At 69.5% G+C, this 20,324-nt stretch carries 15 protein-coding genes; 5 read left to right on the top strand and 10 right to left on the bottom strand.

The features are described 5' to 3' along the window. Positions 1-144: 144 nt before the first annotated feature. From ACWIHT_RS09815 to ACWIHT_RS09790, 6 genes are all read right to left on the bottom strand, one after another. Positions 145-1,746, bottom strand: a complete 1,602-nt coding sequence (locus ACWIHT_RS09815; RefSeq protein WP_456166286.1) for a family 43 glycosylhydrolase — start codon at positions 1,744-1,746, stop codon at positions 145-147. Then, positions 1,743-2,648: a carbohydrate ABC transporter permease gene (locus ACWIHT_RS09810; protein ID WP_456166284.1), complete on the bottom strand. Its 906-nt coding sequence runs from the start codon at positions 2,646-2,648 to the stop codon at positions 1,743-1,745. Before ACWIHT_RS09810 ends, ACWIHT_RS09815 begins: the two co-directional genes overlap by 4 nt. Continuing rightward, entirely contained in the window at positions 2,648-3,532 is an 885-nt protein-coding gene (locus tag ACWIHT_RS09805) for a carbohydrate ABC transporter permease (RefSeq protein ID WP_456166282.1), read from the bottom strand. Before ACWIHT_RS09805 ends, ACWIHT_RS09810 begins: the two co-directional genes overlap by 1 nt. Positions 3,533-3,542: 10 nt before the next feature. Next, a complete protein-coding gene (locus tag ACWIHT_RS09800; RefSeq protein WP_456166280.1) occupies positions 3,543-4,874 on the bottom strand; it encodes an ABC transporter substrate-binding protein in 1,332 nt (443 codons plus the stop codon). Positions 4,875-5,075: 201 nt separating this feature from the next. Continuing rightward, positions 5,076-6,167: a LacI family DNA-binding transcriptional regulator gene (locus ACWIHT_RS09795; protein ID WP_456166278.1), complete on the bottom strand. Its 1,092-nt coding sequence runs from the start codon at positions 6,165-6,167 to the stop codon at positions 5,076-5,078. A gap of 120 nt (positions 6,168-6,287) precedes the next feature. After that, positions 6,288-7,301, bottom strand: a complete 1,014-nt coding sequence (locus ACWIHT_RS09790) for a hydroxyacid dehydrogenase (protein ID WP_456166276.1) — start codon at positions 7,299-7,301, stop codon at positions 6,288-6,290. Between the two features lie 225 nt (positions 7,302-7,526). Between ACWIHT_RS09790 and ACWIHT_RS09785 the strand changes: the two genes are divergently transcribed. Both ACWIHT_RS09785 and ACWIHT_RS09780 read left to right on the top strand, forming a co-directional pair. Further along, positions 7,527-9,104, top strand: a complete 1,578-nt coding sequence (locus ACWIHT_RS09785; protein WP_456166274.1) for a carboxylesterase/lipase family protein — start codon at positions 7,527-7,529, stop codon at positions 9,102-9,104. A 198-nt stretch (positions 9,105-9,302) separates the two neighbouring features. Next, the gene (locus ACWIHT_RS09780; RefSeq protein ID WP_456166272.1) at positions 9,303-10,352 is read left to right on the top strand and encodes a LacI family DNA-binding transcriptional regulator; all 1,050 of its coding nucleotides are present in this window, start codon (positions 9,303-9,305) and stop codon (positions 10,350-10,352) included. Here the strand turns inward: ACWIHT_RS09780 and mmuM are convergent. Together mmuM and ACWIHT_RS09770 are read right to left on the bottom strand one after the other, a co-directional pair. Continuing rightward, complete coding sequence (gene mmuM, locus ACWIHT_RS09775) at positions 10,339-11,265, bottom strand: homocysteine S-methyltransferase (RefSeq protein WP_456166270.1); 927 nt, start codon at positions 11,263-11,265, stop codon at positions 10,339-10,341. The genes ACWIHT_RS09780 and mmuM overlap by 14 nt on opposite strands. Positions 11,266-11,309: 44 nt before the next feature. After that, on the bottom strand, positions 11,310-13,421 hold the full coding sequence (locus ACWIHT_RS09770) for an autotransporter (RefSeq protein WP_456166268.1): 2,112 nt from the start codon (positions 13,419-13,421) through the stop codon (positions 11,310-11,312). Positions 13,422-13,607: 186 nt separating this feature from the next. Between ACWIHT_RS09770 and ACWIHT_RS09765 the strand changes: the two genes are divergently transcribed. Next, the gene (locus tag ACWIHT_RS09765; RefSeq protein WP_456166266.1) at positions 13,608-14,678 is read left to right on the top strand and encodes a glycoside hydrolase family 43 protein; all 1,071 of its coding nucleotides are present in this window, start codon (positions 13,608-13,610) and stop codon (positions 14,676-14,678) included. A 1-nt stretch (position 14,679) separates the two neighbouring features. Further along, a complete protein-coding gene (locus ACWIHT_RS09760) occupies positions 14,680-16,092 on the top strand; it encodes an RICIN domain-containing protein (protein ID WP_456166264.1) in 1,413 nt (470 codons plus the stop codon). Positions 16,093-16,100: 8 nt separating this feature from the next. On the opposite strand, the gene ACWIHT_RS09755 is transcribed toward ACWIHT_RS09760, so the two are convergent. Further along, positions 16,101-17,174 carry a pectinesterase family protein gene (locus ACWIHT_RS09755; RefSeq protein ID WP_456166262.1) on the bottom strand — a complete coding sequence of 358 codons (1,074 nt, stop codon included), beginning with the start codon at positions 17,172-17,174 and terminating at the stop codon, positions 16,101-16,103. A gap of 191 nt (positions 17,175-17,365) precedes the next feature. Then, positions 17,366-19,033: a rhamnogalacturonan lyase B N-terminal domain-containing protein gene (locus tag ACWIHT_RS09750; protein WP_456166260.1), complete on the bottom strand. Its 1,668-nt coding sequence runs from the start codon at positions 19,031-19,033 to the stop codon at positions 17,366-17,368. Positions 19,034-19,220: 187 nt separating this feature from the next. Here ACWIHT_RS09750 and ACWIHT_RS09745 point away from each other — a divergent pair, with 187 nt between their 5' ends. Further along, positions 19,221-20,264: a rhamnogalacturonan acetylesterase gene (locus ACWIHT_RS09745; RefSeq protein WP_456166258.1), complete on the top strand. Its 1,044-nt coding sequence runs from the start codon at positions 19,221-19,223 to the stop codon at positions 20,262-20,264. Positions 20,265-20,324 lie beyond the last annotated feature (60 nt).

Below are 20,324 nucleotides of genomic sequence, written 5' to 3'. Positions count from 1 at the left end.
CGAAAGTTTCGACCAGCGCTGTCCCACGGCCCGACCACCAACCGATCAGAAAGCGCTTCCTACGATAGGTGCGCGTCAACACGGCGGGAAGACCAGGGAATTCACGTGATGACGGCGACCTGATCTTTCGAAACCCCGAACAGCTCAGCGCGGCGGGGTGCACTCCAGGCGAAAGCCGCCGAAGTCGGCGGTGAACTCCGCCCCGACGAGATCCACGGCATGGATCCCGGCCATCGCCCCGGTGAAACGCAGCCGCGAGCCGTGGTCGTCCGAGAGCCGACCGAAGTCCAACACCGGTCCCACCGGCACGCGTTCGCCGTCACGGACATACCAGAACCGCGCGTCGGCACCGTCGACCGTCGCCCCCAGCGTCACCGGCGCCCCGAACTCGACCTCGACAACGGCCACTTCACGCGTGACATCCTCGTCCCGCTCCACCAGCCGCAGCACCGTACGCCCGCCGTCACCCCGCCACTGCTGACCCCGCTGCCCCTCACCCTCGGGCTCCGCCCACGTCAGGTCCAGGCCGAAATACGCGTCGGCGCCGTACCAGAGCACCAGCCCCGCCGCCTGCGTGAACGTCGACGGCCTTGCCTCGACGGTGACTTCGACCTCCGCCCGATGCTCCGTGAACCGTTGCGCCAGCAGACTGTGCGCCCACCGCGACTCCGGCCCGTGCCGCCCGCGCAGCCGGATCCAGCCGGGGCGGGTGGTGGCGTCGGCCCAGGACGGGTCGGGGTATCCGCGTGGACCGTTCCAAGGCCACCCCAACGGCCCTTCGGAGTACGCGACTTGGTCGGGTGGTGTGGCGGGGCGCGTCGGCACGGCGACCTCCTCCGCCGGGTGCCACCCCCCGTCCCGCAGCCTCGGCCAGCCGTCCGCGTCCCAGGTCATCGCCTGGACCGCCGTCTCCCGGCCCAGCGTGCACCGAGGTCCGGCGGGGGTCTGGACCGGTCGTGCCGTCAAGTGGCTCAACACCCAGTCACCGCGCGGCAGTTCGACCAGCTCGCCGTGTCCCGCCTTCTGCAAGGGAACCGACGGATCGTCCCGGGATGTCAGCAGTGGACGGTCGTCGACCTCGTACGGACCGGTGACCGTACGGCCGCGCGCCACCAGCACCCCGTGCTCGAACCCGGTGCCGCCCTCCGCGAGCAGCAGGTAGTACCAGTCGCCGCGCCGCACCAACTTCGGTCCCTCGACGAGCCGTTCGTGCTGGAGCAGGAGATGGGTCGGGCCCGCTGGAGCGAGCGTGTCCCGGTCCAACTCGGTCGCGACGATCCCCGCGAAGCGCCGGCCGCCGGGGCGGTGGTCGTTCTGGAGGTTGAGGAGCCACAGTCGGCCCTCGTCGTGGAACAGCGCCGGGTCGAAACCGTGGCTCTCGACCCGTTGTGGAACGGTCCACTTCCCGCCGATGTCCGTGGCCGTGGTGACGTAGGTGTCGGTGTCGAAGTACGGCGTGCCGACCGAGCGGACGATCGAGTACGTCATCCAGAAGCGTTCGCCGTCCCAGCTCAGCGAGGGTGCCCAGATGCCGCCCGAGTCCGGGACGCCCGCCAGCGACTCGCCGGGGACCGCTCCACGGACGTGGCCCGCGTACTCCCAGTGCGCGAGGTCGCGCGAGCGGTGGATCGGGATCGTCGGGAACCACTCGAAGGAACTGGTCGCCACGTAGTACCAGTCGCCCACCCTGACCATCGAGGGGTCGGGGGCGAAACCGCGGACAACGGGGTTGTGCAGCAAGGTCACTTGAGGGCTCCCAGGGTGACGCCCGTGCGCCAGTACCGCCGCATCGCGACCATCATCACGGCCATGGGCACGATCGACAGCAGTGCGCCGGTCAGGACCAGGCTGGTGAGGTCGACGCCCGACTCCAGGCGTTTTCCCGACCAGTTGTAGAGGCCGATGTTGAGGGTCCAGTTGTTCTCGCCGCGCAGCACGGTGAGGGGCAGGAAGAAGGCGTTCCAGGTGTTCACGAACGCGAGCAGGAAGACCGTGGCGCCGCCCGTCGTCATCATCCGCAGCACGATGCTGACGAAGATGCGGAGTTCGCCCGCGCCGTCCAGACGGGCCGCTTCCAGGAGTTCGAAGGGGATCGTGGCCTCGGTGTACACCTTGGCGAGGTAGACGCTGAACGGGTTGATCAGGCAGGGGATCAGCATCGCCCAGGGGGTGTCGACCAGGCCGATCTTCGAGAACATCAGGTACAGCGGCAGTGTGAGCAGTGCGATCGGGATGAGGAACGAGCCCACCACGCACGCGAACACCGCGCTGCGGCCCGGGAATTCGAAGCGCGCGAGGCCGTAGCCCGTGGCGAGCGCGATGAGGGTGCCGCCCAGGGAGCCGACGCCCGCGTAGAGGAACGAGTTGGCGGTCCAGCGCAGGAAGATGCCGTTCTCGTAGGTGAAGACCTGACGCAGGTTCTCCCACAGGTGCATGCCGGAGAACCACAGGCCGTTGCTCTGGTAGAGGCCCGTGCGGTTCTTGGTGGCGGCGACGATCAGCCACCACACCGGGAACAGGCTGTAGGCGCTGGCCAGGACAAGTCCGACGAGCAGGAAGCGCTGGCCGCCGCGTGAACGGGCCGCCGGATCGGGCTTGTTGAGGCGGCGGACCTGCTGTGCCTTCCGGCGCTCTTCGGTGAGAGTCATCAGTCGGCCTCCTTCGCGGTGAGCCGGTAGAAGAGGAAGGAGGCGAGGCCGAGGATGAGGGCGAGGAGGACCGAAAGGGCCGCCGCGTAGTGGTAGTTGCCCGCGTTGAACGCCTGGTTGTAGATGATCATGATCGGGGTGAAGCTGTCGTTCACCGTCTGCGGGGTGACGTTCCGGAACAGCGCCGGCTCGTTGAAGATCTGGAGCATCTGGATGATCGAGAGCATGCCGGTCAGCACCAACGCCCCTCGTACGTAAGGGATTTTGATGCTCGTCGCGACCCGGAACTCGGAGGCGCCGTCGAGCCGGGCCGCCTCGAAGAGGTCGCGGGGCACGCCCTGGAGCGCCGAGTAGATGATGACCATGTTGTAGCCGATGCCGTGCCAGGTCAGCAGGTTGCCGATGGACGGCCACACCATCGAGGGCGCGAAGAAGTTCCAGGACAGGCCGAACACCTTGCCCAACGGGGTCAACGGGCCGACGTCCGGGCTGTACAGGTTGATCCACACGATCGCCGCGACCACCCCGGGGATCATGTACGGCACCAGGAGCAGGATGCGGAAGCGGCCCGCGACCTTCGACGACAACGCGTCCAGGAACAGTGCGAGGAGCAGGCTGACGAGCAGCATCACCGGGATCTGCACGCAGGCGAACAGCACCACGCGCAGTACCGAGTTCATGAACGCCGAGTCGGTCAGGCCCTGTTGGTAGTTGTCCAGGCCGGAGAACCTCTCCGTGGAACCGCCGAGACCGAGCCCGGACTGGTGCTCCACGAACAGCGACTCGTAGACGGCGTACCCGATCGGTATCAGGTAGAGGAACACGAAACCGAGCTGGAAGGGCACCGTGAACGCGGCACCCTTCCAGCGCTGGGAGCGAATCATCTGCGCTGCCTCAGCCCTTGACGCTGATACCGCGGGACTTCAGGTCCTTGACCGTCCACTCCTGCATGTGCGCCAGCAGATCGGTGACCTTCTCCTCCTTGTTCATCACCTTCGCCCAGCCCGTCTGGAGTTCGGTGAACATGGCGGTCCAGTCCGGGCCGAACACCCAGTCCGAGGTGACGGTGTCGAGGCTGTCGGTGACGACCTTCTTCGCGGGCTCGTAGTTCGTGCCGAGCAGCTTGTCGGAGATCGCCTCGGCGACGTACGCGTTGCTGTCCGCGAGTGCCGGCATCACACCGTTGCCGGTGGTCGGGCTCGCCATCGTCTTCACCGCGCCGGTGTCGGTCGACATCCACAACGCGGCCTCGGCGGCCTGCTGTTGGTGCGCGCACTGCTTGGTCACCAGGGTGACGCCACCGCTCTGGTTGGTGCCGGCCGGTGTCTTGGCGGCCTCGCCCGCGAAGGTCGGCCAGGGCGAAAGCGCCCACTTGCCGTCGGACTTGGTGAAGTTCTGCACCATGCCCGCCATCTGCCAGGTGGAGATCTGCCGGGTCGCGGTGCCGCCGTTGTCGTAGTTGCGCTGTACGGCCGCGTAGTCGGCGAAGGAGAGCTTGGAGTTGAGGTCGTTGTCGACGATGTCCTGGATCACCTTCGCCGCCTTGAGGCTGCCCGCGTCCTGGAAGTCCACCTTCCAGGAGTTGCCGTCGATGGCGTACCAGTGCGCCCCGGCCTGCATGGAGAGGACCTCCAGGGTGCTCGGGTCCTCACCGGCGTAGTTGGTGATCTTGATGCCGTGCTTCTTCAGCACCTTGCCCGCGGCGATGAACTCGTCCCAGGTCGTGGGCGCCTTCAGTCCGTACTTCTGGAAGATGTCGGTGCGGTAGATCGTGAAGGCGGGGGCCGAACTGGTGGGCACGCCATAGGACTTGCCCTGCACCTGCGCACTGGCCCACGCGCCCGCGTTGAACTTGTCCTTGTCGGCGGAGACGTACCGCGAGATGTCGGCGAGCGCGCCCTGCGAGACCCAGGTGGTCACGTACTCCGCCGTGTTCTGCACCAGGCAGGGCGCGTTGCCGGCCTTGACCGCGTTGGTGAGCTGCTTCTGCATCGTCAACTGGTCGGTGACCTTGGTGTACTTGAGCTTGATGTCCTTGTGCGCGGCGTTGAACGCCTTCACTACGGCGTCCTGTCCGTTGGCCCAGCCCCAGAAGGGGAGGGTGACCGGACCGGAGGACGTCTTGTCTCCCGAGCCGGATCCGCCGCAGGCGGAGAGCAGACCTGTCAGTGCGAGGCCCGCGACGGCTGCCCGAGCGAACCTTCTCCGGGGGCTGGTGAAGTTCATCAGACCGTGTTCCTTCTGAAGAGAAGAGGTAGAAACCGGTTGCTTGGAAGGTAGACATCGGGGCCTGTTCGGAGCAAGAGGCGTGCAGCGACTTGTTTCGACAGCCCAGCACAGACCCTGTCTGGCCTGGGGATTTGAAGGGAAACCGGTTACGTAACGCCCTGGTTCCGGGTGCCTTCTGTGTGCTTTCCGTGTGCTGAACTAGTCCCGGCGGGCGGGCGGTCGCACCGAGTTCCGCACGACGACATGCGTGCCCAGCACCAGATGGTCGCCGTCGCTTCCCCTGCGCCGACTCGTGCCGCCGCCCTCGCGCCGGTCCGCCACCGCGCGCAGCGCGACCCGGCCCATCTCCTCGTACGGGACGTGCACGGTGGTCAGCTGCGGGGTGAGCTGGGAGGCCAGCGGGATGTCGTCGTAGCCGACGATCGACACGTCCTCGGGCACGCGCAGTCCGCCCGCGCGCAGCGCCTGCATGGCACCCGCGGCGACCACGTCGGTGCCCGCGAGGACCGCGGTGAAGTCCACCCCTCCCTTCAGGCTCTCCTCGACCGCCTCGTACCCGTGCTCGTAGTCGTAGGGACCGTGCCGCACCATCCCCGGGTCGAACGGCACGCCGTACGCCTCGAAGGCTCGTTGCGCCCCCCTCAACCTGCCCTGTGCCGTGGTGAGTTCGGCGTGACCGGGCAGCAGCAGGACCCGGCGGTGGCCGGCCGAGAGGAGGTGGCTGGCCATGGCGTAGGCGCCGCCCTCGTTGTCGTAGTCGACCGTCGTGGCCGGGACGTCGCCCTCCAGCGGCGGGCGGCCGACGAGCACGAGGTGCGAGCCGACCGCGTCGAGGGAGCGGGCGAAGCGGGCCATGCGCAGCTGGTACTCGTCGACGTCGTAGGCGCCGCCCAGCAACACCACGGCGGCCACGCCCTGTTGGCGCATGAGGTTGACCAGCGCGAGTTCGCGCTCCGGGTCGTCGCCGGTGGTGCCGACCAGGGAGAGCCAGCCGCGCAGCGTGGCCGCGCCCTCAACTCCCTTGGCCACATGGGCGAATGCCGCGCCTGTGATGTTGTTGATGAGGATCGCCACGGTCGGTGTGCCGCCGCCCGCCAGGGAACGGGCGTGCGCGTTGGTGACGTAGTCGAGGTCGCCGACGACCTTCATCACCCGGCGGCGCAGCTCCTCCGACACCGGGTAGTTGCCGGACAGCACGCGCGAGACGCTCGCCACCGAGACCCCGGCGCGCTCCGCCACGTCCCGGATCGTGGCCCGGCCGACGTCGCCCGACGTCTTGCGCTGACTCACCGTGGCGACTCCTTCGCGGTATCGGCTTTCCCACCGGGCGCGCGAGGCCCTGCTCCCGCGCCGGTCCGGAAACCGTATCCCATCGTTGTTCCAGGCAGGAGGGCCTGTGGACGGCCCGGATCAGGCGACACGGGCCAGGTCCGCGTGCCGTACCTCGTGGGCGGGCGGCAGGCCCGCGGCCAGCCGCTCCAGCTCGTCGACGACGATGCCGCCGAGCCGTGCCAGCTCGTTGCCGAGCGAGCCCGCGATGTGGGGGGTGAGGAAGACGTTCGGCAGCTGGTAGAGCGGGGAGGCGGCAGGCAGCGGCTCGGGTTCGGTGACGTCCAGGATCGCGGTCAGCCGCCCGGACAGCAGCTCGTCGGTGAGGGCGTCGTGGTCGATCAGCGCGCCCCGGGAGGTGTTGATCAGCACCCCGCCGTCCCGGATCAGGGCGAGCCGCCCGCGGTCGAGCATGCGCTGGGTCTCGGGGATGTCGGGGGCGTGCAGGCTGACGATGTCGCTGTTGCTCAACAGGTGGTCCAGCGGCAGGAGTTCGGCACCGAGCACGGCCGCCTCGCTGACGCTGACGTAGGGGTCGTGCAGCAGGACCTCGAAGTCGTGGGGCCGCAGCAGTTCGAGCAGGCGGCGGCCCACCCGGGAGGCGCCGATGACGCCGATCCGGCGGCCGAGGTTGCCGATCGCGGCGGTCTCGGCGGGCGTCGGGTACGCGTGCGCGTGCCGGAACCGCTCCCGCTGCGCGAAGGTGTCCTTCCCGGCGAGCAGGATCATCGCGAGGGTGTACTCGGCGACCGGCAGCGCGTTGCCGGTGACCGCGCTGGATACGGTTACCCCGCGTTCCCACAGGGCCTTGCCGATCAGTGAGCGGACCGAGCCCGCCGCGTGCAGCACGGCCCGCACCCGGGGTGCCACCGCGAGGGCCTCGGCGTCGAGGTGCGGGCAGCCCCAGCCGGTGATCAGGACCTCGGCCCCGGCCAGGGCCGCGGCAGCCTCGGGTGCGGCGAAGTCCCGTACGACGAGCCCGGGGTCGATCTCGGCCGTCTGCCGGAGCCGTGCCATCAGGGGTGGGGGGAAGAGCAGGGGCAGGTGCACCGGATCCATGGCGAACACGGCCCTCGGCGGCTGGGCGCTGGGCATGACCCTCCAGTAATGCTGCGGCTTGGGATGCTGCTCGGAAACATTTTCTGAAAGCGTCTTCTACCGTAGATCTGCCGGGGAGCGGGGGTCAATCGGTGAGAGCGGGCCCAGCGGACGGAATCCTCGCGTGACCCGGCCGGCGGAGTTCGTCCGCCGGAATAGCGCGGTCCGATGTGATGCTCTGATGAGCATGGTTCACGAGCGCGGTGAGGAGCTGGTGGGCAGATGACAGCAGAGCGGACGAACCCCGTGGTCGGCACCCCCTACGGGGCGGTACGCGGCCGGTACGAGAACGGGATCGCGGTCTTCCGGGGCATCCCCTACGCGGCGCCCCCCTTCGGCCCGCGCAGATTCCGCCCGCCCGTCCCGCCCGAGCCCTGGACCGGGGTGCGCGACGCGCTCGCCTTCGGCCCGACCCCGCCGAAACCGCCGTACTCCGACGCCTTCGCCAAACTGCTCTCCGACCCCGTCGTGCCGGGCGACGACTGCCTCAACCTCAACGTGTGGACCCCCGAGCCCGGCCCGGGCGCCCGGCTGCCGGTCATGGTCTGGCTGCACGGCGGCGCGCTCACCCGTGGCTCCTCGGCCGTCCGCGTCTACGACGGACACGCCTTCGCCCGCGACGGAGTCGTCCTCGTCTCGGTCAACTACCGTCTGGGCGTGGAGGGTTACGGCCTCTTCCCGGACGCGCCCGCCAACCCCGGTCTGCGCGACCAGCTCGCCGCGCTGCGCTGGGTGCACGCGTCGATCGCGGAGTTCGGCGGCGACCCCGACAGGATCACCCTCTTCGGCCAGTCCGCCGGTGCGATCAGCATCGGCGCCCTGCTCGCCGCCCCGCAGGCCCAGGGGCTCGTACGACGGGCCGTCCTCCAGAGCGGACCCCCGGAGGCCTTCGACCGGGACAAGGTACGGCGGATGGCGCGCCGCATGGCGACCCGGCTGAAGGTCCCCGCCACCGCCGAGGCCTTCGCCGCCGTCGACCGCGAACTGCTGCTGCGCACCCAGGCCGACGTGGGCAGGCTCAGCAGCCCGGTGCTCGGCGGGCCCACGTTCGGCATCGTCATCGACGGCGAACTGGTGCCCCGCGACCCGCTGGAGGCCCTCATCGACGGTCAAGTCGCCCGCGACGTGGACCTGTTGATGGGCTGGACCCGTGACGAGTACCGGCTGTGGCTGGTGCCCGGCGGTCTGCACGAGCGCGTCGACCGGCTCGGCGCGGTCGCCCTGGCCGGTGCGATGGCCCGCTGCCACTGCGGTGTCGAGGTCCCGCGCGGCTACCGCGCCCTGCACCCCGGAGCGGGCACCGCCGAGACCGTCGGCCAGCTCGTCACCGACCACCTGCTCCGCTACCCGCTGCACCGCCTGGCCGACGCGCGCCCCGGAAACTCCTACCTCTACGAGTTCGCCTGGCCCTCCAACCTCCCCGACCTCGGCTCCTGCCACGCCCTCGAACTCGGCTTCGTCTTCGACACCGGCGACATCCCCGAGGCCGCCAAACTCGCGGGCGAGGGCGCACCCCAGGAACTCGCCGACACCATGCACGCGGCCTGGGTCCGGTTCGCCGTGGACGGCGACCCGGGCTGGCGCGCCTGGGACGACTCGCACCCGGTCCAGATCTTCGGCGAGGGCGCGCCCCACATCGCCGCCGGCCCGCGCGACCCCGAGTTCGCCCTGTGGGCGGCCGACACGACGACGCGCGAGCCGGTGGTCCCGGTCGTGGGCACGCCCGCACGCGGTGCCGTCGAACTGCGGTCGGTCGTACGGCGGTTGCGGCGGACCGGGGATGTGCCGAAGTCGTCGTGAGCGGGCGGGAAGGGGCGGGAACGGGCTGGAACGGTCCAGAAACCGGTTGCCCAACGTCTGTGGCAGGCACGTGCCGCCCTGACGTAGGCGCATTGGCCGACGCACGCCTCTCCTCCCGACCGTCGCTCGCTGCTACCCTCCGCGCAGGGAACCGGTTGCCGGACGTGTTCCCGCAGGCAGGGGAGGGGCGGGCGGCGCATGACGAGGAAGAGCCAGGACGCGAGCGGGAGCACCATCCGGGACGTGGCGGCCCGCGCCGGAGTGTCCGCCTCCACGGTGTCGCGGGTGCTCGGCGGCGAGTACCCGGTGAGCACGGCGACCCGCACCCGCGTGCTGCGGGCCGTACGCGAACTGGACTACGTCGCCGACGCGCGCGCCAAGGCCATCGCGGGCGTCGGGACCCCGACCCTCGCCTTCGTCCTGGAGGACATCACGGGACCGTCGTTCGCGCTGATGGCACACGGCGTGGAGCGCGAGGCGACCCGGCTCGGGCATCTGTGCCTGGTGTGCAGCACGGAGGGCGACGTCCAGCGCGAACTGGACTTCATCGAGACCATGCGCGCCCAGCGCACCGCCGCCGTGATCCTCGTCGGCGGCACCGCCGACACCCCCGAGTACCGCACCCGAACCCGCCGTATCGCCGACTCCCTCGCGGCGGCCGGTTCGCGGCTCGTCCTGTGCGGACGACCGCCCCTGGGGCCGGGCGCACCGGTCACCGTCATCGAGTACGACAACGAGGGCGGCGCCTACGCCCTGGTCGCGCACGTCCTGGCCCAGGGCCACCAGCGCGTCCTGTTCCTCGGCGGCAAGCCCGACCACGCGACCGCGCAGGGCCGCGAACGCGGTTACCTCGCCGCCCATCGCGCCCGCGGCCTCGAACCCGACCCGGAACTCCTGCTCCACGGCGACTTCACCCGTGACTCGGGCCACCGGCTGATGCGCCAGGCGCTGAGCCGGAAACTGGCCTTCACCGCCGTGGTCGCCGCCACCGACATGGTCGCGGCGGGCGCGCTCACCGCGCTGCACGAGGCGGGCCTGAGCGTCCCCGGCGATGTCTCGCTGGCCGGTTACGACGACATCCCCTTCGCCCGCGACCTGTACCCCGCCCTGACCACGGTCCACGTCCCCTACGAGGAGCTGGGCCGCCTCGCCGTCCGCACCGCGCTGGGCCGGACCCCGGAGTCCCCGGACGAGCACTTGCTGCTGGGCACGCACGTGGTCGTACGGAACTCGATCACGACGCTGTGAGCGTCCGCCGGATGTCCGCGATCGCCTCGGGCCCCACCCGGCAGCAGCCGCCGATCAGCCGCGCGCCGGCCGCCCGCCAGCCCTCGACCTGCTCGGCGGTGAAGGTGGAACGGCCCGTCCACGCGCGGGAGTCGGCGTCCCAGGTCTCACCGCTGTTCGGGTAGACGACGACCGGCTTCCCGGTGACCCGGGCCGCGATCTCCACCGCGCGATCGACGTCCTCGGGGGCGCTGCAATTCACGCCCACCGCGATGATCTCGTCCGCGTCCGCGGCCAGGGCGAACGCCTCCTCCAGCGGCTGCCCGGCGCGGGTGCGGTCCCCGGCGATGGAGTACGACAGCCAGGCGGGGGTCCGCAGCCCCCGCACCGCCCGCAGCAGCGCCTCGGCCTCGACGGCGTCCGGGATCGTCTCGAAGGCGAGCACGTCAGGACCGACGAGGTCCAGCACCTCCAGGCGGGGCCGGTGGAAGGCCTCCAGCTCGGCCACGCTCAGCCCGTACCGGCCCCGGTACTCGGAGCCGTCCGCGAGCATCGCGCCGTACGGTCCGACCGAGGCCGCCACGTACAGGGGCCGCCTGCTGCCCCGCCGCCCGGCCTCCACCGCGGCGCCGATGCCCAACTCCACGCTCTCGGCCATGAGTTGGGCCGCGCGGTCGTGCTTGATGCCGCGTTTCGCGAAGCCCTCGAAGGTGGCCTGGTAGCTGGCGGTGATCGCCACGTCGGCGCCCGCCTCGAAGTACGCGAGATGCGCCTCGGCGATCGCCTCGGGCCGGTCCGCGAGCAGCCGCGCCGACCACAGCTCGTCGCTCAGGTCGTGCCCGGCCGCCGCGAGCTGGTTGGACAGCCCGCCGTCGAGAACGAGCGTTCCGGCGGCGAGGGCGTCGGTGAGGAGGGGAGCGGTGTCGCTGGTCATGTGTCGACGCTAGTCGATACGGCCGCGCGAGCGCCTGCCGGCCGCTACGCCGCGTGCCTCCCGCCCCCGCCGCCGCGCCTGCCCCCGCCCCGGGTGCGCTTGGTCGCCGGGACCAGCAGGGCGCCCAGGAGGCCGAGGCCCAGAGCGTAGGGCCACCAGCCGAAGCCGGCGCCGCGGGCGGTGTTCTCGGTGCGGGCCTCGGTGATCGTCGTCCCGGACGACGACTTGGGGCGGGCGGTGGGGGAGGAGGAGCTGTTCGCGGTGACGGCGGTCAGGACGACGTCGTTGCCGTCGCCGCCCCGGTAGCTGATCCGGTACATCGTGTCGGCGAGCTTGAGCTTGCCGCCCTCGCGAAGTCCCTTGAAGGAGCCGGTCGTTGGGGCGTGACCCGGGTGGTCGAGGATCGTGACGGTCCGTGCGGGGTGTGTTCCGGCGGCCGACAGATCCAGGTCGCCGGCCAGTCCGACCTTGCCCGCGACCTTCAACGGCTTCTCGCGCAGGACCAGTTCGCCCTTCGCGCTCTGCGTGTAGTTCCCGGTCACGGTCAGCCCGGTCGTCACCACGCTGTCGTTCGTCACCGAACCCTTCACCGCGCCCACACCGGTTAGGCTGGTCGACACACGCAGGCCCCCCGTCCCCACGTCCAGCCGCGCCCCCGCCGAGGTGAGCCGGATCGCCCTGCTGTGGACGAGAGTTGCCCCCGAGCGGAGCGCCAGCGTGCCCTTCGAGACCGTCGTCGTCCCCGTGTACGTGACCGCCGCGCCCGTCAGTGTCGTCGTCGCGGCGCCGGACTGGACGAGGGACCCCTTGCCGGACAGATATGACAGTTTCACGGGGAGTGACACGTTCCGTGCGACAAGGGTCCCGTCGTCGACGATCCGCCGCTCCTCCGTGCCGGTCAGCAGCCCGCCGTCGCCGCCCCGCTTCCCGGACCCCAGCCGCAGCACCGCCCCCTTCTCCACGGTCGTCGACCCGTCGTAGTACTGCGGCGCCGCGAAGGTCACGTCGTTGCCGCGCGTCCCCGCCACGACGATGTCCCCGGCGCCGGGCGCGGCCAGCGTGTCGTGGTACTTGCCGCCGCCGATCGGTGCGCCGAGGGTGACCGGACCGTCGTAGTCGAAGGTCAGCCTGGACCGGACCCCGCTCGCCGCGTGGAGGTTGATGTACACGGTGTCCTTGGTGCCCGGCATGAAGATCTGGTGGGTGGTGCCGTCGCCCCACTGGACGTCCGCGCCCTCGATGTTGGTGCCGCGCTTGTTCAACTGGTGTGCGATCGCACGCCAGTTGAGGTCGGGGTCGCTGAGCGACGGATCGGTGTCGCCACCCTGGTCGCTGTAGCTGTACTGGCCCGTGAGGACGACCTTGCTGCCCGGCCGGGAGTGGACGTTGACGTCGCTGCCGTACGCGCGCTGGTAGAAGTTCTGGCGCAGGGTGATCGTCTGGTACAGCGGGGTGTCGATGATCCAGGAGCCCTGGTTGAGGATCGCGCGGGCGTTGGGCAGCGCCACCGGGTACTCGGGGCGGCCGACCGCCATGCCGGTGCCGTTGTCGATGACCCCTGAAAAAGGGTGAGTTCCGGCGAGGTCGAGGGTGCCCCACATGTTGCGGGGCTGGGTGACCAGGCCGGAGCCGCTGATGGTGCCGATGTTGAAGGTGCGGGTCAGGGAGAGACGGAGGGTGCCGTCGACCCGGACGTTCAACTCGTTGAGCTGGTAGCCGGGGGTGTTGTACGGGAAGTGACCGATCAGGCCGGTGCCACCACCCGTGCCGTACTGGAGAGTCGCGCCCCGCTCGACCGTGATCGCGGGCGGATCCGGGTTGCTGACGGTCGTGTACGGATGGTTGCCGCCCTGGGTGGTCACCTTCTGCCGCTGCCGGGCCGCCGGGAGCGTGAAGTCGCTGTCCTTGGTGAGGATCAGCGTTCCGCCGCCGCGCACGGTCAGAGTCCCCTGGCCGCGGAACACCCCGTCGTACGTCGTCGTCCCGGCCGGCACGGTGACCACCGTGTCGCCGGTGAGCGTGACATCGCGGTCGGCGAGCACGTCGGCGGTCGCGTCACGGGCGTCGGCGGCCGAGGCCGGGGGAGCGCCGACCAGGAGGGCGACGGTCACGAGGGCGCCTATGGCTGCTGCTGTCTTGCGGGTATGGCTGCGCACGGGAGTGGAGACGGTTCGAGACGCATCGGGATAACAGAAATTTCGAGAGCGGTCGGAAAGCGCTCTCTGAATGTCTCGTCGGACCCGTTGACCTCGTGGTGACACACCCTTACCTTTTCGGCGTTCGAAGTCGTTCGTAATGACAGATGGTGTTCGCCACCTCGAACGTTTCCGAGAGGCAGCCGTATGAGCCGCTACGACGAACTGCCCCATGCCCCCAGCCGAAGGCTGATGCTGAAGGGAGCCGCCCTGGCCGCGGGCGCCCTGGCCATCGCCCCGGCCCCGGCGACCGCGTCCCCGAAAGCAGCCCCGTTCGTGAACCCGCTCGTCCGCCAACGCGCCGACCCGTACATCCACCGGCACACCGACGGCCACTACTACTTCACCGCCACCGTCCCCGAGTACGACCGCATCGTCCTGCGCCGCTCCCGCACCCTCAACGGCCTGGCCACCGCCGCCGAGTCGGTGATCTGGACCAAGCACGCGACCGGTGTGATGGGCGCCCACATCTGGGCGCCGGAGATCCATCGCATCGGCGGCAAGTGGTACGTCTACTTCGCCTCCGCGCCCGCCGAGAGCGTCTGGGACATCCGCATCTGGGTCCTGGAGAACGCCAACCCCGACCCCTTCCAGGGCACTTGGGAGGAGAAGGGTCAGCTCAGGACCGCCTGGGAGACCTTCTCCCTGGACGCCACCACCTTCACCCACCGGGGCACCCGCTATCTCGCCTGGGCCCAGCACGAGCCCGGCATGGACAACAACACCGCCCTGTGGCTGTCGAGGATGGCGAACCCGTGGACCCTGACGGGCCCTCAAATACGCCTGTCCACACCGGAGTACGACTGGGAGACCGTCGGCTACAAGGTCAACGAGGGCCCGGCCGTCATCGCCCGCGACGGCCGCCTCTTCCTCTCCTACTCGGCCAGCGCCACCGACTGGCACTACTGCATGGGCCTGTTGACCGTCGACGCGAACGCCGACCTGATGGACCCCGCCAACTGGTCCAAGTCGCCGACCCCCGTCTTCACCAGCAACGACACCACCGGGCAGTACGGCCCCGGCCACAACTGCTTCACGGTCGCCGAGGACGGCCGCGGCGACGTCCTCGTCTACCACGCGCGCCAGTACAAGGAGATCACCGGCGACCCCCTGAACGACCCCAACCGCCACACCCGGGTCCAGCTCCTCGGCTGGCACCCCGACGGCACCCCCGACTTCGGCGTCCCCGTGGCCGACACGGTGAAGGAGAGTGTGTGAGATGAGACGTGCGTACGCCATCCTGCTCGCCCTGGTCTGCGCCCTCGCCGCCGGCCTGGTGACGGCGGGCCCGGCCCAGGCCGCGGCCCAGACCATCACCAACGGCACGCAGTTCACGGACACTTCGGGCAACGCCCTGCACGCGCACGGCGGCGGGGTGATCAAGGTCGGCAGCTACTACTACTGGTTCGGCGAGGACCGAAACGCCGACAACACCTTCAAGTACGTGGACGCCTACCGCTCCACCGACCTGAAGAACTGGGAGTTCCGCAACCACGTCCTGACCCAGTCCAGCGCCACCGAGCTGGGCACCGCCTACATCGAACGGCCGAAGGTCATCTACAACGCGTCCACCGGCCAGTTCGTGATGTGGATGCACAAGGAGAACGGCGTCGACTACAGCGAGGCGAAGGCCGCCGTCGCCGTCTCCTCGACCGTGGACGGCAGTTACGCCTACCAGGGCAGCTTCCAGCCGCTCGGCGACAACATGTCCCGCGACATCACGACCTTCGTCGACACCGACGGCACCGCCTACATGGTCTCCGCCGCCAACGAGAACTACGACCTCCACATCTACAAGCTCACCGCCGACTACACCGCCATCGACAGCCTGGTCGCCAACCCCTGGGTCGGCGGACACCGCGAGGCACCGGCCCTGTTCAAGCGCAACGGCGTCTACTTCATGCTGACTTCGGCCGCCACCGGCTGGAGCGCCAACCAGCAGCAGTACGCCACCGCCACCAGCATCACCGGCCCGTGGACGGCCTTCACCAACGTCGGCGACTCGACCACGTACAACTCGCAGACCGCCTACGTCCTCCCGGTCACGGGGACTTCGGGCACCTCGTACCTCTACATGGGCGACCGCTGGGGCAACTCCTTCGGCGGCACCGTCAACGACTCCCGTTACGTCTGGCTGCCGTTGACCTTCCCGACCACCACCTCGATGTCCATGGCGTCCTGGTACCCGGAGGTGTCCATCGACACGGCCGCCGGCACCATCACCGGGACGAGCGCGACGTACAACACGCTCATCGCCCGCAACAGCGCCAAGTGCGCGGACGTGGCGAACCAGTCCCTGTGGCAGGGCATCGCGATCAGCCAGTACACCTGCAACAGCGGCACCAACCAGAAGTGGTGGTTCAAGGACCTCGGCACCGGCTACTACGAACTCATGGGCCGGGGCAGCTCGTTGTGCCTCCAGGAGAACTCGACCAACGTCACCCAGGAGAACTGCACCGGCGCCACCACCCAGCAGTGGAGCCTGACCACGTCCGGCAGCTACGTCCTCGTCAAGGCCAGGACGAGCGGCGAGTGCCTCGACGTGAGCGGCGCGTCCACCGCCAACTCCGCCGCGATCATCACCTACACGTGCAGCGGAGCGACCAACCAGCAGTGGACGCGCGGGAGTTGACACCCGCGTTACCGGACCGGATTCCAGCCGTCCGTGCCCGCCAGATACTTCTGGGCCGTGTAGTTCGCGGCCTGGGAGTCGGTGAGCTGCGGGCGGTTGGAGTTCACCGTGGCGCCCGCCCCGGTGTTCTTGTACTCGAAGAAGCGGGCGTTTTTCCACGAGTAGCCGCTCATGTCCGTCCAGGGCCCGGCGACCTTCACGGCGGCGGGCAACGAGGTCTGGCGGACGACCAGTTGGCCGACCGCGTCCGCCGTCGGATGCCAAGGGCGGCCCAGGTAGTACGTGTTGGCCGCCGCCGAGCTGGTCACCGAACTGCCGGTGACCAGGATGCCGTACGTCTTCGCGGAGCTGGTGTTGGGCGCCGACAGGAAGCCGTTGAGACCGCCCGCCGCCGCGCCCGAGTCGCGCAGCTGGATGTTGACGCGGTCGTAGACGGCGGTCGCGTTGCCGAAGACGAAGTCCACGTCGCCCGAGATGAACGACGAGTAGAAGTACTGCCGGTACTGACCGGTCGACGACGGCGACCAGTTGAGGACGGTGTCCTGGCGGCTGATGAACCGGTCGTTGGTGAAGGTCTGCCGGTCGCCCTGCGCGGTGACCGCGACGGCCTGCGTGTCCGTGACGTCGGGGTGGGCCGCCTTGTCGAAGGTGTTCCGCACGGTGATCCCGGTGACGGTGAGACCGCTCGCCGAGAACGTTGCCACCGAACTGCCCAGCGTCCCGTACTTGTTGCCACTGGCGTCGGTGTAACCGGCGGCCCGGTCATAGGTGATGACGACGTCCTCGGCGTTGCCGGTGGCGCCCTGGATGGTCAACCCCGTTTTCCCGGAAGGGACGTTGACGATCTCGGCGTAGGTGCCCTTGGCCACGGAGATCGTGTCGCCGGCGGCCGCCGCGTTCACGGCGGCCTGCACGGTGGTGAAGCGGCCCGAACCGTCCTTGGCGACGGTGATGACGGTGGCGGCCCGTGCCTGGGACGCCAACGACACCGCGACCAGCCCGAGGGCGGCCGCGGCACCGGTCGCCACGGCGGCGGCTCGACGCCGGGCGGGTGAGCGGCGATGCGTGTTCGGCTCAGTCATGCCTGCAAGTCGCCGTCCCCGGCCCGGAGGTTGCCGCTCCTCAGCGGACCCGGGGAAGTCGACTGCGGATCGGTAGCGCCCTGAAGGGCGCGGGGCTGTGTCGAATGTGCGGCTACCGCCGCGTGGGCGCGACCAGCCACGACGGCCCCGCAGCCGACAGACAACCCCTCGCCGCCCATCCAGCGGAGCGCTCACGCAAGAAGGTCGATCGCGTCGATGGACGTACCGGCGCTCAGGAACGACGTCGACCCCGACCCGCTCGCCACATAGATCTTCAGCGTGTTGTACGCGCTCGCGTCCGTCAGCCACGCCGACGCCGGAACGCTGTACGTGAACGTGTTGTTGTTGCCCCGGTACGAACCCACGGTCAGCGACCGCGTGCTCGGCTGGGTGGGCGGCGACGGGACGGCCGAGGTCCAGGCGTCGTTGACGACGACCTGCGGCCGGCCGTTCGCGTACGCCGTCGTCACCCCGATGCGCAGGGTGTGCGCGGCGGCGAGCTGAGCGGCCGTCAGCTTGAAGTACACGATGAGACCGCTGTTGACGTCCTTCCACAGATAGCAGGGGAACGCCGAGGTCTCCGTCCCGCTGCCGATGACGACATTCCCGGTCCAGGAGGCCGCCCGCACGTCAGAGGGGTGCGCGTACGTCATCAGGTCCGCGTTCTTGAACCCGCCCGGTGTGCCGTCCCAGTTGCCGATCCGCCAGATCGCGCTCGCGTTGGACGGGTCGTTCGAGGCCGGGATCGCGATGCTGTTCAGCGTCGTCGTACCGCCCGCCGTGACCGCCACCGACCCGGTGTAGACGGCGAGTTCACCCTTGAAGACGGTCAACGTGTAGGTCCCCGGCAGCGCTCCGGCAATGGAGAAGTAGCCGTCCGAGGCGCGCGCCGAACCCCAGTACTGGGCCGCCGAGTTGGCGAGCCCGACCGTGTACGCGTACGCCGTGTCCCGCCCGGTGATCCCCACGCCCGCGACCCGGCCCCGGCCGCCGGAAGCCACGTACCCGGAGATGCCGAGCGAATCCGCCCACGAGGTCGTGAGGTTGGCGTGGTACAGCGAGGAGGCGGGCTCACCGCCGTCCGTGAACGCGATGACGTACGGCCCCTGGAGACCGAACCGCTGGGCCTCCGTCTGGTTCTCGCCGTAGTACAGGATCTCGTACAACCCGCCGCCGTCCGCGCTCTGGTGGCGCAGCAGGGAGCGGTAGAACGGGCCGCCGGACGCCTTCTCGTGGTTGCTGCGCACGACCCACAGGCCGACGCTGCCGGTGGTCCAGCCGATGTAGTCGTAGTCGATGACGCGGTTCTTCGAGTAGTGCTTGGAGCGGGTCTGGCCGTCGGACTTCGCGAAGACGTCGGCGGACTCGATGGTGGTCGGTGCGTAAGTGTAGGAATCCGGCTCGTCGTTGAGGAACAGACCGGCCTTCACGCGCACGATGTAGCGGGTCGCGCTGACGGAGTCGTCGGCCTTGTTGGTCCACAGGTAGACGTTGTTCTCACCGCTGCGGGCCGCGTAGTAGTGCTTCAGCGTGCCGTACGCGACGGAGATCAGGATCGTCGTGCCGGACTGGGCGATCGTCACGGTGGAGGTGCCGAGGCCGGACTCGACGTGCGAGTTCTTGCCGCCGTAGCCCTGGTACTCGGTGCCCTTGTAGACCAGCGAGGTCAGATCGCCGTTCGTCTTGCTGACCTTGAAGACCAGGCTCGCGCCGGTGTCGACGACGTAGTTCGAGCCGTCGTCGGAGTAGCCGAAACTCGCGGCGGACGCGGTCCCGGCGAGCGCCGCCGTACCGGCCACGGCCGCCGTGCCGAGGACGAAGGTGCGGCGACGGACCGGTCTGTTCACAGAACCGGACATGGGGGTGCCTCCTTCGGGAGGTGGGGGTGCGGGTGCTTTGGAGGGTGACAGTTGAATCGATTTCGCGAAAGGGCTTTCGCAGCCCGGGAGTTGGGGATGGAAGGAAATCCGGCACGGGTCTAGAAAGCGCTTGTCCGGAGCGATACGGTCCACCGCCAGGCCATGTCGTCGGACGGAGGAGCCACGGATGAGACGTTTCAACATCGCCCTGCTGGCCGCGGTGACCCTCAGCACCGCCCTGTCGGCCGCACCCGCACAGGCCCACGACCGCACGCCTCCGCTCGGCATCGCCAACTGCACCGCCACCGCCTGCCACTTCGACGTCCCGCCCGGCACCTACGACGTGACCCTCCGCCTCGGCGGCGAGTCGGCCGCGAGCACGGCGATCGGCGGCGAGACCCGCCGCTCCTTGCTCCCCGAGACGGCCACCGCCGCCGGGCAGACGGTCACCCGCAGCTTCACCGTGAACGTCCGTACCCCCGAGGGCGAACCCACCGGCCCCGACGGCACCCCCGGCCTCGACCTCACCCTCAGCGGCACCGCCCCCGCACTCGCCGACATCAAGGTCACCCCCGCCCGGCGTGCCCACCAGATCATCCTGATCGGCGACTCCACGGTCTGCGACCAACCGGGCGACCCGTATTCGGGCTGGGGCCAACAGCTCCCGCAGTTCCTGCGCAAGGGCGTGTCCGTCGCCAACTACGCCGATTCCGGGGAGAGTACGGTCACCTACCTGGCGAATCCCCTGCTCTGGGGGACAGTTGAGCCGCTGATCCGCCCCGGTGACCTGGTCCTGGTCCAGCTCGCCCACAACGACAAGACGACCGACGAGGCCACGTACAGGGCGAACTTGGAAACCCTGGTAACGGGTATACGGGACATGGGCGGTCGTCCGGTTCTGGTGACACCGATCGTCCGACGCTGGTTCAATGCCGACGGCACACTGAACAACGACACAGCACTGCTGGTGAACGGACTCGGCGTGGACCTGCCGGGCGTCATCCGCTCGGTCGCCGCCGCCGAGGGGGTAACACTGATCGATCTCACGGCGCAGACCAAGGCGCTGGTGGAATCGCTGGGAGTCGAAAACTCCAAGGCGATCTATCTCTACAACGAGAAGAAGGACAACACGCACACCTCCGTGCACGGTGCCACGGTGTACGCGGGCCTGGTCCGCGACGCACTCGTCGCCGGGCATCTGCTGCCGGAGGACCGGGTACGGGTGGGTTGAGACCCGAAAGACCCCTGGGGCGTTCCGACCGGAACCGGGGCGCCCCAGGTTTCACCCGCC

This window comes from Streptomyces sp. NPDC002276, from assembly GCF_053891435.1.
This window is presented reverse-complemented; position numbering and strand designations above follow the sequence as displayed.